Origin of the sequence: Burkholderia sp. IO2 (genome assembly GCF_029522185.1) — a bacterium.
GTDB classification, from domain to species: domain Bacteria; phylum Pseudomonadota; class Gammaproteobacteria; order Burkholderiales; family Burkholderiaceae; genus Burkholderia; species Burkholderia cenocepacia.
In genome coordinates this window covers 15,119-27,185 of sequence record NZ_JAKWFH010000079.1, presented here as the reverse complement: position 1 = coordinate 27,185, position 12,067 = coordinate 15,119, and the positions used below count along the sequence as shown (strand labels likewise).

General features: G+C 68.9%; 15 protein-coding genes. 12 read left to right on the top strand and 3 right to left on the bottom strand.

The genetic code is table 11. The features are described 5' to 3' along the window. The 3 genes from gspL to MMB92_RS32235 form a co-directional block, all read left to right on the top strand. The coding region (gene gspL, locus MMB92_RS32245; RefSeq protein WP_253641140.1) for a type II secretion system protein GspL at positions 1-715 on the top strand (715 nt) is incomplete at its 5' end. Beyond that, positions 712-1,218 carry a type II secretion system protein M gene (locus MMB92_RS32240; protein ID WP_006491282.1) on the top strand — a complete coding sequence of 169 codons (507 nt, stop codon included), beginning with the start codon at positions 712-714 and terminating at the stop codon, positions 1,216-1,218. The genes gspL and MMB92_RS32240, both read left to right, overlap by 4 nt. A 36-nt stretch (positions 1,219-1,254) precedes the next feature. Beyond that, positions 1,255-2,043: a type II secretion system protein N gene (locus tag MMB92_RS32235; RefSeq protein ID WP_277563183.1), complete on the top strand. Its 789-nt coding sequence runs from the start codon at positions 1,255-1,257 to the stop codon at positions 2,041-2,043. Positions 2,044-2,068: 25 nt separating this feature from the next. Here MMB92_RS32235 and MMB92_RS32230 read toward each other — a convergent pair whose 3' ends face one another. Together MMB92_RS32230 and MMB92_RS32225 are read right to left on the bottom strand one after the other, a co-directional pair. Further along, positions 2,069-3,640, bottom strand: a complete 1,572-nt coding sequence (locus MMB92_RS32230) for an efflux transporter outer membrane subunit (protein WP_277563182.1) — start codon at positions 3,638-3,640, stop codon at positions 2,069-2,071. Positions 3,641-3,924: 284 nt separating this feature from the next. Next, a complete protein-coding gene (locus MMB92_RS32225) occupies positions 3,925-4,209 on the bottom strand; it encodes a hypothetical protein (RefSeq protein WP_012492985.1) in 285 nt (94 codons plus the stop codon). 174 nt (positions 4,210-4,383) lie between these two features. Between MMB92_RS32225 and MMB92_RS32220 the strand changes: the two genes are divergently transcribed. From MMB92_RS32220 to MMB92_RS32210, 3 genes are all read left to right on the top strand, one after another. Continuing rightward, a complete protein-coding gene (locus tag MMB92_RS32220) occupies positions 4,384-4,872 on the top strand; it encodes a MarR family transcriptional regulator (RefSeq protein ID WP_059721135.1) in 489 nt (162 codons plus the stop codon). Positions 4,873-5,049: 177 nt separating this feature from the next. Further along, the gene (locus MMB92_RS32215; protein WP_006491289.1) at positions 5,050-6,612 is read left to right on the top strand and encodes a DHA2 family efflux MFS transporter permease subunit; all 1,563 of its coding nucleotides are present in this window, start codon (positions 5,050-5,052) and stop codon (positions 6,610-6,612) included. Positions 6,613-6,708: 96 nt separating this feature from the next. Next, entirely contained in the window at positions 6,709-6,960 is a 252-nt protein-coding gene (locus MMB92_RS32210) for a prevent-host-death protein (protein WP_006495400.1), read from the top strand. A 30-nt stretch (positions 6,961-6,990) separates the two neighbouring features. On the opposite strand, the gene MMB92_RS32205 is transcribed toward MMB92_RS32210, so the two are convergent. Next, complete coding sequence (locus tag MMB92_RS32205; protein ID WP_006491270.1) at positions 6,991-7,917, bottom strand: LysR family transcriptional regulator; 927 nt, start codon at positions 7,915-7,917, stop codon at positions 6,991-6,993. A gap of 141 nt (positions 7,918-8,058) precedes the next feature. Between MMB92_RS32205 and MMB92_RS32200 the strand changes: the two genes are divergently transcribed. From MMB92_RS32200 to fliO, 6 genes are all read left to right on the top strand, one after another. Next, positions 8,059-8,532, top strand: a complete 474-nt coding sequence (locus MMB92_RS32200; protein WP_006491291.1) for a CidA/LrgA family protein — start codon at positions 8,059-8,061, stop codon at positions 8,530-8,532. 13 nt (positions 8,533-8,545) lie between these two features. Further along, positions 8,546-9,268, top strand: coding sequence for an LrgB family protein (locus tag MMB92_RS32195; RefSeq protein WP_006491274.1), 723 nt, complete (start codon positions 8,546-8,548; stop codon positions 9,266-9,268). 240 nt (positions 9,269-9,508) lie between these two features. Beyond that, complete coding sequence (gene fliL / locus MMB92_RS32190) at positions 9,509-10,009, top strand: flagellar basal body-associated protein FliL (RefSeq protein ID WP_006491281.1); 501 nt, start codon at positions 9,509-9,511, stop codon at positions 10,007-10,009. Between the two features lie 22 nt (positions 10,010-10,031). Beyond that, positions 10,032-11,030, top strand: a complete 999-nt coding sequence (gene fliM / locus MMB92_RS32185; RefSeq protein WP_006477232.1) for a flagellar motor switch protein FliM — start codon at positions 10,032-10,034, stop codon at positions 11,028-11,030. Further along, entirely contained in the window at positions 11,023-11,511 is a 489-nt protein-coding gene (fliN, locus tag MMB92_RS32180) for a flagellar motor switch protein FliN (RefSeq protein ID WP_006491286.1), read from the top strand. The genes fliM and fliN overlap by 8 nt, the downstream gene beginning before the upstream one ends. Then, positions 11,508-12,065, top strand: coding sequence for a flagellar biosynthetic protein FliO (gene fliO, locus MMB92_RS32175; RefSeq protein WP_105866413.1), 558 nt, complete (start codon positions 11,508-11,510; stop codon positions 12,063-12,065). Before fliN ends, fliO begins: the two co-directional genes overlap by 4 nt. Positions 12,066-12,067 lie beyond the last annotated feature (2 nt).

Sequence of the window (12,067 nt, the reverse complement as noted above, 5' to 3'; positions counted from 1 at the left end):
GCTCGGCGAAGGCTTCGCGGCGCCCGCATCGCGCGCGGCCGGCACGCTGGCCGCGCTCGCGGGCGGCGGCGACGTCGAACTGTACGAACTCGGCGAGCCGGGCGCGGAGCCGCGGCTCGCGTCGGTCGGCCGCACCGACGCGCCGCTGCTGCCGGGCGCCGCGCCGCTGTCGTTCGACACGTTCGCGCGCCGGGCGCTGACCGAGCCATTCGATCTGTGCCAGTTCGAGTTCGAGTCGCAGCCGTGGCGCTTCGACCGCGCGACGGTGAAGCGCCTGCGCGTGCCGATCGCGCTGGCCGCGGCGACGCTCGGCGTCGCGGTGATCGGGATGAACCTGCACTGGTGGAAGCTGTCGCGTGAGCGCGACGCGCTGTCCGCGCAGATCACCGAGACGCTCTTGTCCGCGTTCCCGAAGACGACCACCGTGCTCGATCCGCCCGCGCAGATGCAGCGCCAGCTCGACCAGCTTCGGCTCGCGGCCGGCGAGCTGTCGCCGAACGATTTCCTCGCGTTGTCGAGCGGTTTGTCGCGTTCGATGGGCGCGCTGCCGCTGAACGGCATCGCGTCGCTCGACTATCACGACCGGCGGCTCGACGTCGGCTTCAAGCCGGAGGTCAAGGTCGATCCCGATTTCACGCAGCGCCTCGCGCGTAACGGACTGTCCGGCGAAGTCGACAGCAACACGGGCAAATGGACGATCCGGAGCCGCTCATGAAAACCGAACAACTGAACCAGACGCTGGCCCAGTTCTGGGGCGAGCGCACGCCGCGCGAGAAGACGCTGCTCGGCTGGGGCGGCGCCGTGCTAGCGGTCGCGATCGCGTATTCGGTGCTGTGGTCGCCCGCGCAGGAAGGCCGTGCGCGGATCCAGCGCGAGCTGCCGACGATGCGTCACGAACTCGCGCAGATGACCGCGCAGGCGAACGAGGCGAAGTCGCTGGCCGCCGCCGCGCAGGGTGTCGCGCCGACCGGCCTCGCGCTGAAGGATGCGCTGACCGCGTCGCTGTCCGATCACGGGCTGCAGGGCGCGCAGGTGCAGATCGTCGGCAACGGCGTGCAGATCCAGATGAAGAACGTGTCGTTCCCGGCATGGACGCAGTGGCTCGACGATGCGCGCCGGCAGTTCAAGGTGCAGGTCGGCGAGGCGCATGCGACGGCGCTGAAGGAAGACGGCCAGGTGGACCTGACGGCCGTGATGCAACCTTCCGTCCAGAAATAGATGACGGCAGTGGATGACGCGAACGAAGGCCGGCCGATGCGGCCGTGGGTGAGACGGCTCGTCGCCGTGTTGCCGTGGGTGCTGGCAGGCGGCCTGGCGACGGCGGTGACGCTCGTCGCGCTCGCGCCGGCCGCGTGGATCGCGCCGCAGTTCGCGCGGGCGACCGGCGGCCACGTGAATCTCGTCGATCCGGAAGGGTCGCTGTGGCACGGCTCGGGCACGCTGATGCTCGCGCCAGGCGCGGACCAGAGCGCGGCGACGCTGCTGCCGGGCCGGGTCGAATGGACCACGCGCTTCTGGCCGCTGCTGACCGGGCGCGTGCAGATGCGCATGCGGCAGACGGAAGCGATGCCCGACGCGGTCACGCTCGATGCGACGTGGCGCGGCGCGGTGCTGTCGGCAGGCACGATGGCCGTGCCTGCGTCGCTGCTCACGGGGCTCGGCACGCCGTTCAACACGCTCGACCTGCAGGGCGACGTGCGGCTCGGCTGGAGCGACTGGCGGCTGATCGGCAACAACGCGTTCGGCCAGCTGACGGTGACGATCGATTCGATGAGTTCGCGCGTGTCGCGCGTGAAACCGCTCGGTTCGTACCGTGCGGTATTGCAGGCGAAGGGCGCGGGCGCCGATCTCGACCTGTCGACGACGCAGGGCCCGCTGTTCCTCGACGGGCACGGCAGCTTCGGCCCCGGCCAGGGTTCGTTCCGCGGCACCGCGCACGCGGCGCCCGAGCAGCAGGCGAACCTCGCCGGGCTGCTGAACCTGCTCGGCCACCCGATCGGCAACAACCAGGTATCGCTGATCTTTGGCGACGCGCAGCGCTGAACGCGCGCGTCGCCCGCTTTCCTTCCTACTTCTGCGCGAGCGGCGCGGCGACTGACGGTGCGGTGGCCGCGGGCACGGCCGCACCGGACGCCGGCAAGGGCGCCGGCGCCGCCATGTCGCCGTTCTCGCGCGCCATCTCCGATACGTTCCAGCCGCCGCCGAGCGCCTTCACGAGCCCGACCGACGACACCATCCGCTGCCCGGCGATCGTCGCGAGCTTCTGCTGCGCGGTGAACGCGGTGGTCTGCGCGGTCAGCACGTTCAGGTACGCGACCGTGCCGGCCTTGTACTGGTTCGTGACGATCGCGAGCGCGTGCTCGGCGCTGTCGACGGCCTGCCGCTGCACGTCGATTTCCTGCGCGAGGATGCGCTGCGACGCGAGGTTGTCCTCGACGTCCTGGAACGCGGTGAGCACCGCGAGCCGATAGGCGGCGACGTCCTGGTCGTAGGTCGCGCGCGCCGCATCGGTCTGCGCGGCGCGCAGACCCGCGTCGAACAGCGTGGCCGCGAGCTGCGGGCCGACCGTCCAGAAGCGCGCCGGCAGCGTGAACAGCTGCGACCACACCGAGCTCTGGAAGCCGCCGGTGGCCGACAGCGTGAGCGTCGGGAAGAACGCGGCGATCGCGACGCCGATCTGCTCGTTCGCGGCCGCGGCGCGGCGCTCGGCCGCCGCGATGTCGGGCCGGCGCTCGAGGATCGCGGACGGCACGTCGACCGGCGTGATCGGCGGCTCGGCCGCGAGCGGGCTCGGCGGCAGCGAGAAGGTCGATGCCGGCTCGCCGATCAGCGTCGCGATCGCATGCTCGTATTGCGCGCGGGCGACGCCGTTGTCGATCTGCGCGGCCTGCGCGCTCTGCAGCTGCGTCTGCGCCTGGATCACGTCCGCGCGCGCGGCGACGCCCTGCGCGTACTGGTTCTGCGTGAGCTGCAGCGACCGTTGGTACGACTGCACGGTGTCGTCGAGCAGCTTCTGCAGCGCATCGGACGTGCGCAACTGGAAGTAGGTCTGCGCGAGCAGCGCCTGCTGCGACAGCCGCGCGTTCGCGAGATCGGCCGCGGCGGCCGCTTCGCCGGCGCGCTGCGCGCTGACGGTGCGGCTCACCTTGCCCCACAGGTCGGGTTCCCAGCTGGCGTCGAGGCCGACGCTGTAGCTGTTGTTGATCGACCCGGTCGACCCGCTGCCGAAATTCGACGACGAACCCGACGACAGCGACGTGCGCGGCGTCCGCGCGCGCGAGCCCGATGCGGTCAGCCCGACGGTCGGGAAATACGCGGCGCGCGCCTCGGTGACGAGCGCGCGCGCCTGCCGGTAGGCGGCCGCCGATTGCGCGATGGTCTGGTTCGACGCGTTGAGCTTGCCGATCAGCGCATCGAGCTGCGGATCGTTGTAGACCGTCCACCACGGGCCGCGGTCGGCGCGATCGGCGGGCTGCGCGACTTTCCAGCCGGCCGGCGCTTCCTTGAAGGCGGCGGGGATCGACGTGTCGGGCCGGTGATAGTCGGGCCCGACGGCGCAGCCGGCGAGCAGCACGGCCGTCGCGATGGCGACGGCGGCGCTCAGCGGGCGAACGGCGCGCGGGAGGGGGGCGTACGGCATGGTGGTTTTCCTGTCTGGGCGTGACGGCCGGCGAGCGGCGCCGCGCGATGCGGTCGTCATGCCGCTGGCGGACAAATGGTAACTGACGGCGGGAAAGCTGCGCAGCCCTAAGGGTACGGTGGGCGACAGCCCGAATGTGTTACCGGCGCGGCCGGCCGGTTTACCGGCCATTACGGCCGGCTTGCGGGAAAACGGGCGTGCGAACGGGCGTACGACACCGGCCGCGCGTGACGCGGCCGGCGATCAGACAGGATCGTGCGGAGAGCGGCGGGAGCGGTGCAGCGTCAGTGGCAGCGCACGGGCACCGGGACGGGTTCGGCGGCGGCCCGCCATGTCGACGGCTCCGTCACGGCCGGCTGGCTCGTACGGCGGGCGCCGCCCTTCGCGTTGCGCTGCCGGCGATGATCGAACCATGCGAACCCGAGCGCCGCGAGCGAGCCGCCAGGCACGACCAGCATCGTCACGTACAGCGCGATCTTCCAGCCGCGGTGCGGCCCGGAGAACACATGATGAGCGGTATCGGTCAGGTTGCGGCGCAGCGCGCCGGCGGCATTTTTCAGGAACAGCATCGCGAACGTCCTCGGGTGCCCGGCAGCGCGGGCCAATCGGTCAGAACATAGTCTCCGGCAGTGCAACATGCACGTCGTAACTGGTTGACTCAAATAATATTGACTAAGCAATCATTTTTCAAGATACTGGGCGCGTTTTAACCCGAAACGCACTATTGCTGCGCGCGCAATCGTATGACCGGCGGCCTCTACGATCCCGAGAACATCGCGCTGGAAACGAGCCTCGGCTATTACCTGTCGAAGGCGAAGCAGGCGCTCGTCGAGCGGATGGATCGCGCGCTCGAGCCGCTCGACCTCACCGCGCAGCAGATCGGCGTGATCCTGCTGCTGTCGCGCGGCTACGCGCGCACGCCGTTCGAACTGTCCCGCAAGATGTCGTACGACAGCGGCTCGATGACGCGCATGCTCGACCGGCTCGAACGCAAGGGGCTGGTCGCACGCGCGCGCAGCGAGCAGGACCGCCGGATGATCGAGCTGACGCTGACCGAGCGCGGCCTCGAAGCCGCCCGGGCGCTGCCGTCGCTGGTCGCGACCGCGCTCAACGCGCAACTGGAGGGCTTTTCGGCCGACGAACTGGCGACGCTCACCGGCCTGCTGCAGCGTTTCATCGCCAACGGGCCCGGCTCGACCGGCTGCCCGAAGCCCGACGAACCCGACTGCTGATGTGCGCGGAGCCCTCATGTCTAGGTTAAGCATTCGCTTATTTCTCTGTCTGGGCAGAAGATGACGAGGCACGCGCTCCGCTTTTTCCCTTTTTCATTCCACCCGGCCGGGCCGCGCTGCGTCGCGCGCCCGTGCGTTGTGCCGGCGCGTCGCGCGCGCCGCGTCTAGGAGATTCCGATGTCCGCCACCACGGCATCCGCCCCCTCCCCCGCCGCCGAACCCGCACCGCTGACCGGCGGCGCACTCGCGCTGCTGACCGTCGGGCTCGCGCTCGGCACCTTCATGGAAGTGCTCGACACGTCGATCGCGAACGTCGCGGTGCCGACCATCTCGGGTAGCCTCGGCGTCGCGACGAGCGAAGGCACGTGGGTGATTTCGTCGTACTCGGTCGCGTCCGCGATCGCGGTGCCGCTCACCGGCTGGCTCGCGCGCCGGGTCGGCGAGGTGCGCCTCTTCACGCTGTCGGTGCTCGCGTTCACGATCGCGTCGGCGCTCTGCGGCCTCGCGACCAACTTCGAGACGCTGATCGCGTTCCGGCTGCTGCAAGGCCTCGTGTCGGGGCCGATGGTGCCGCTGTCGCAGACGATCCTGATGCGCAGCTACCCGCCCGCGAAACGCGGGCTCGCGCTCGGGCTATGGGCGATGACGGTGATCGTCGCGCCGATCTTCGGCCCGTTGCTGGGCGGCTGGATCAGCGACAACTACACGTGGCCGTGGATCTTCTACATCAACCTGCCGATCGGCGTGTTCTCGGCGACCTGCGCGTACTTCCTGCTGCGCGGCCGCGAAACGAAGACGTCGAAGCAGCGGATCGACGCGATCGGCCTCGCGCTGCTCGTGATCGGCGTGTCGTGCCTGCAGATGATGCTCGACCTCGGCAAGGACCGCGACTGGTTCAACTCGTCGTTCATCGTCGCGCTCGCGCTGATCGCCGTCGTGTCGCTCGCGTTCATGCTCGTGTGGGAGGCGACCGAGAAGGAGCCGGTGGTCGACCTGTCGCTGTTCAAGGACCGCAATTTCGCGCTCGGCGCGCTGATCATCTCGTTCGGCTTCATGGCGTTCTTCGGCTCGGTCGTGATCTTCCCGCTGTGGCTGCAGACGGTGATGGGCTACACGGCCGGCAAGGCGGGCCTCGCGACCGCGCCGGTCGGGCTGCTCGCGCTGGTGCTGTCGCCGCTGATCGGCCGCAACATGCACCGGCTCGACCTGCGGATGGTCGCGAGCTTCGCGTTCATCGTGTTCGCGGGCGTGTCGCTGTGGAACGCGACGTTTACGCTCGACGTGCCGTTCAACCACGTGATCCTGCCGCGGCTCGTGCAGGGCATCGGCGTCGCGTGCTTCTTCGTGCCGATGACGACGATCACGCTGTCGAGCATCTCCGACGAGCGGCTCGCGAGCGCGTCGGGATTGTCGAACTTCCTGCGCACGCTGTCCGGCGCGATCGGCACCGCGGCCAGCTCGACGTTCTGGGAGAACGACGCGATCTACCATCATGCGCGGCTGTCGGAATCGGTGAGCGTCTACGCGCAGAACACGACCGACTACCAGGGCGCGCTCGCGCAGCTCGGCATCGTCGGGCAGACGGCCAATGCGCAACTCAACCAGCTCGTCACGCAGCAGGGCTTCATGATGGCGACCAACGACTTCTTCCACCTGTCGGCGGGCGTGTTCATCGCGCTCGCGGCGCTCGTGTGGATCACGAAGCCCAAGAAGGGCGCGGGGCCGGCGATGGGGCATTGAGGCGGTCGCGTTCGGGTTCCCGGCACGCCGCCCATGCGGCGTCCGCCACATAGATAAAGAGCTAAGCTGGCCGACCCGGACTCGCGGAACAGTGAAATGCCGACTTATGACCTACGTGATGCGACAAGGAACCTGTCGCTTTTGATCGATGACGCAATTCGTTCTGGTGAACCGTTCGTCATCGAGAACGACGGCAAGCCGCTGGTCAAAGTCGTGCCGATTGCCTCGGCACCGACGCTTGCCCCGGTATCGCGGGTCGGATTCATGAAGGGGCAGATTCGGGTCCCCGAGGATTTCGATGCGTTGCACGCCGACACGATTCGAAACAGATTCGACGGCACTGAATGAAATCAGCGTGCCGAACGTCTCGTCCTTGCCTCACTCCCGCGCCCGCAAGCCGCCGAACGCGAGATCGTCGGCCGGCGCGAGCGGCAGCGTCGCCCGCGCGACGTCGAGCCAGGCGCGCGCCGCGTGCGACAGGTAGCCCTTCTTCAGCCAGCCGAGCGCGATCGCCCACGTGATTTCCGGCTCGACGATCGGCCGGCACGTGAACTGCCCCGCGTCGAGCCGCCGGCAATACGGCTCGGGCAGCAGCGCGATGCCGACGCCCGCATGCACGAGCGCGGCCATGAAATCCCAGTGGCCGCTGCGGCTCACGATCGACGGCGTGAAGCCGGCCTGCCGGCACGCATCGAGCACCGCGTCGTGCAGCGCGAGGCTTTCCGCATAGAACACGAACGATTCGCGCGCGAGATCCGCGAGCGGCACGGCCGCGTGGTCCTCCCAGCGCGACTCGCGCGGCGCGACGAGCCACAGCGGCGCGCGCACCATCGGCAGCCGCTCGAACGTGCCGGGATCGACCGGCTCCAGCAGCCCGCCGAGCTCCAGCTCGCCCGACGTCAGCGCGGCCTCGATCATCCGCGCGCCCTGCTCGAACAGCTTCAGCTCGATGTTCGGGTAGCGCTGCTTGTACGCGGCGATGATCGGCGTGAACAGCGAACCGCCGAGCGGCGGAATGCCGATCGTCAGCTCGCCGCGTCCGAGCGTGCCGAGATCGTTCAGCTCCGATTGCAGCTGCGCCTGCGCGGCCAGCACGTCCTGGCCGCGCTGGAACACGATCCGCCCGGCGTCGGTCAGCACCATCTGCCGGCCGTCGCGCAGCAGCAGCGGCGAACCGATCTCGTCTTCCAGCGCCTTCACCATCTTGCTGATGGTCGGCTGCGTGACGAACAGCTTGTCGGCCGCCGCGGTGAAGCTCTGCTGACGAACCACCTCGACGAAGTACCGCAGTGCGCGCAATTCCATCGATCACTCCCCAGATTGGTGCGGCTGAATGCAAGCGAATTCCGAATTGGAATGACAAGGATAGAGACAAGTCATTTTATTTATGGTTAGGGGAAACCCTATACTTGCTCCATTGACAGAAACATCTGTATGGAGCCCGCCATGAACAAGCCGACCGCCACTGCCGCCGCCCGCCCCGCTGCTTCGGGCAGCCTCGCGCACACGGGCCGGATCGTGCTGCAGGCCGCCGCGCTCGGCGTGCTGTGGATGGCGGTCGACTGGGCCGTGCGCAAGGTCGGGCTGCCGATTCCGTCCGGCGTGATCGGCCTCGCGGTGCTGCTCGTGCTGCTGTTCTCGGGTCGCGTCGCGCCGGCGTGGGTGAAGGACGGCGCGAACTGGCTGCTGTCCGACATGCTGCTGTTCTTCGTGCCGGCCGCCGTCGCGGCCGTGCAGTACGGCGGGCTGTTCCGCGAGGACGGCTGGCGCATCGCGCTGGTGATGCTCGCCGGCACCGCGTTCGTGATGGTCGCGGTGGCCGTCGCGGTCGATCTCGCCGCGAAGCTCGAACGCCGGCTCGCCGCGCAGCGCGTGTTCGCGGAACGCCGCCGCGCGCGCCTGAGCGCCATCGCGCACTGAGCCGGAGCCGTTCATGCTCGCCGCGCTATCGAACCTGCCCGCCGACCGGGTGAATACCGCGATCTCCGTCGGCTGCTTCGTGCTGACCGTCGTGCTGTATTTCGCGTCGAAGCGGCTCTATGCGTACAAGAAGACGCTGCTGTTCTCGCCGCTCGTGTTCGTGCCGGGCGTGCTGGTGCTGCTCGTGCTGCTGACCGGCATCCCGTATTCGGTCTATTTCCGCGACACGCGCTGGCTGATGTGGCTGCTCGGCCCGGCGACGATCGCGTTCGCGGTGCCGATCTACGACTATCGCGACCTGATCCGTCGCCACTGGCTGTCGCTGTCGGTCGGCGTCGCGGTCGGGATCGCGGCGGGCGTATGCGGGTCGCTGCTGCTCGCGAAGCTGCTGCACCTGTCGCCCGAGCTGCAGCGCTCGCTGATGACGCGCTCGGTGTCGACGCCGTTCGCGCTCGCCGTGTCCGACAAGATCCATGCGCCGAAGGACCTCACGGCCCTGTTCGTGATCGCGACCGGCATCTGCGGGATGCTGCTCGGCGAACTCGTGCTGGCGCTCGTGCCGATGCGCACGCGGCTCGCGCGCGGCGCGCTGTTCGGCGCGGCCGCCCACGGTGTGGGCACCGCGAAGGCGCGCGAGATCGGCAGCGAGGAAGGCGTCGTGTCGAGCCTGACGATGATGATCGCGGGCGTCGCGATGGTGCTGATCGCGCCGCTGCTCACGCTGCTGCCGATCTGACGACGGATGCGCGGGCGGGCGCCGCTCGCCGCCCTGCCGCGTTCCTCGCCTGACGGTCTGTTCCCGCCGGCCGCACTCCGCTCCTCCCCGGGGATCGTTTCCCCGCCGTTCCTGCCCTGCATCGAGCCGCGCCGGCCGACAATCGGCTGAGATAGCCGCAATTCCCCCCTCTTTTCCGCCCATCGGCCTCGGCCCGGATGCCGAACAATGCATGCTACGAGACATCACGCACGCATTCACATGGCCACGACCGCAAACCCGACCGCCGACAAGCCGGCTTCGTCCGGCAAGTTCAAGCGCATCGCGCTCATCGCCGTCATCGCGCTGGGCGCGGCTGCCGCCGCCGCCGGCGGCATGTACGTGTTCCTGGGCAAAGCAGGCGTCGGCCACGCGAGCGCGCCCGCCGAGCCGGCGCCGCTGGCCGCGCCGGTGTTCTTCCCGCTCGACCCGCTGACCGTGAACCTGCAGTCCGACGACGGCGCGCAGCACTACCTGCGCGTCGGCCTGTCGCTGAAACTCACCGACCCGAAGGCGCAGGAGCAACTGACCGCGCGGATGCCGGAAATCCGCAGCCGGATCCTGCTCGCGCTGTCGAACAAGCATCCCGAGGAGCTTGCGACGCCGGACGGCAAACGTTCGCTCGCGACGGAGCTGCGGGAGCTGATCGAGCAGCCGACGCAGCCGGGCAACCAGCGCGCGAAGGTCGACGACGTCCTGTTCACCGAGTTCGTCGTCCAGTAACGCGGCTGCGAAAGGAGCGCGTATGGGTCACCAGGAGTTCATGTCCCAGGAGGAGGTCGATGCCCTCCTCAAGGGCGTCACGGGCGAAACCGATGCAGTCGACGAGCAGCGCGACACATCGGGCGTCCGCCCCTACAACATCGCGACGCAGGAGCGAATCGTCCGCGGCCGGATGCCCGGCCTCGAGATCATCAACGACCGCTTCGCGCGCCTGTTGCGGATCGGCATCTTCAACTTCATGCGGCGTACGGCGGAAATCTCCGTCAGCCAGGTGAAGGTGCAGAAGTACAGCGAATTCACCCGCAACCTGCCGATCCCGACCAACCTGAACCTGGTGCACGTGAAACCGCTGCGCGGCACGTCGCTGTTCGTGTTCGACCCGAACCTCGTGTTCTTCGTCGTCGACAACCTGTTCGGCGGCGACGGGCGCTTTCACACGCGCGTCGAGGGCCGCGACTTCACGGCCACCGAGCAGCGGATCATCGGCAAGCTGCTGAACCTCGTGTTCGAGCACTACACGACCGCGTGGAAGAGCGTGCGGCCGCTGCAGTTCGAATTCGTGCGCTCGGAGATGCACACGCAGTTCGCGAACGTCGCGACGCCGAACGAGATCGTGATCGTCACGCAGTTCTCGATCGAGTTCGGGCCGACGGGCGGCACGCTGCACATCTGCATGCCGTACTCGATGATCGAGCCGATCCGCGACGTGCTCAGCTCGCCGATCCAGGGCGAGGCGCTCGAAGTCGACCGCCGCTGGGTGCGCGTGCTGTCGCAGCAGGTGCAGGCCGCCGAGGTCGAGCTGACCGCGAATCTCGCCGAGATCTCGTCGACGTTCGAGAAGATCCTGAACCTGCGCGCGGGCGACGTGCTGCCGCTCGAGATCGAGGACACGATCACCGCGAAGGTCGACGGCGTGCCGGTGATGGAATGCGGCTACGGAATTTTCAATGGTCAATATGCGTTGCGCGTGCAGAAGATGATCGGCGCGAGCGATTCGATGAAGGAAGGTGGATATGAGTGAGCTGAACCAGACGCCCGACGACGACATGCAGGCGATGGCCGATGCAGCGCTCGCGGCGTCGGCCGCCGACGCGCAGGCGCCGGCCGCGGCCGACGAGGATCCGGGCATGGACGACTGGGCGGCCGCGCTCGCCGAGCAGAACCAGCAGCCGGTGGCGGCCGGGGCGACGGGCGCCGGCGTGTTCCAGCCGCTGTCGAAGGCCGCGGCGAGCTCGACGCACAATGACATCGAGATGATCCTCGACATCCCGGTCAAGATGACCGTGGAGCTCGGCCGCACGAAGATCGCGATCCGCAACCTGCTGCAGCTCGCGCAGGGGTCGGTCGTCGAGCTCGACGGCATGGCCGGCGAGCCGATGGACGTGCTCGTGAACGGCTGCCTGATCGCGCAAGGCGAAGTCGTGGTGGTCAACGACAAGTTCGGCATTCGCCTCACCGACATCATCACGCCGGCGGAACGTATCCGGAAGCTGAATCGATGAACGTCGTCAAGCCCGGCCAGCGTGTGTGCCGCGCGATGGCGGCGACGGTGCTTGCCGTCGTCGCGTCGCTCGTGTGCGCGCCGGCCGGCGCCGCGGACATGAACGCGGTGAACCACCCCGGTTCGATCGCGTCGAGCGTGACGGTCGGTTCGGCCGCGCCGTCGCTCGGCATCGGCGCGGTGCTGCAGACGCTCGTCGGGCTCGCGGTCGTGATCGGCCTCGTGTTCGCGTGCGCGTGGCTCGCACGCCGCTTCGGCTTCCAGCCCGCGCGGCGCGGCGGCCCGCTCAAGGTCGTGTCGAGCGTCGGGCTCGGCGCGAAGGAAAGCGCGACGATCGTCGAGATCGGCGATACCTGGCTCGTGCTCGGCGTCGCGCCGGGCAACGTGCGATTGCTGCATACGCTGCCGGCCGGTTCGATGGCCACCACCGCGACCGCGGGGTCGGCGCCGGCCGACGCGCCCGACGCCGGCCTGCCCGGCACGTTCGGCTCGCGGTTTCGCGACGCGCTCGCCGGCGAAGCCGCGAAACGCCTCGGGCGTGGCAAGGACCGCTGACA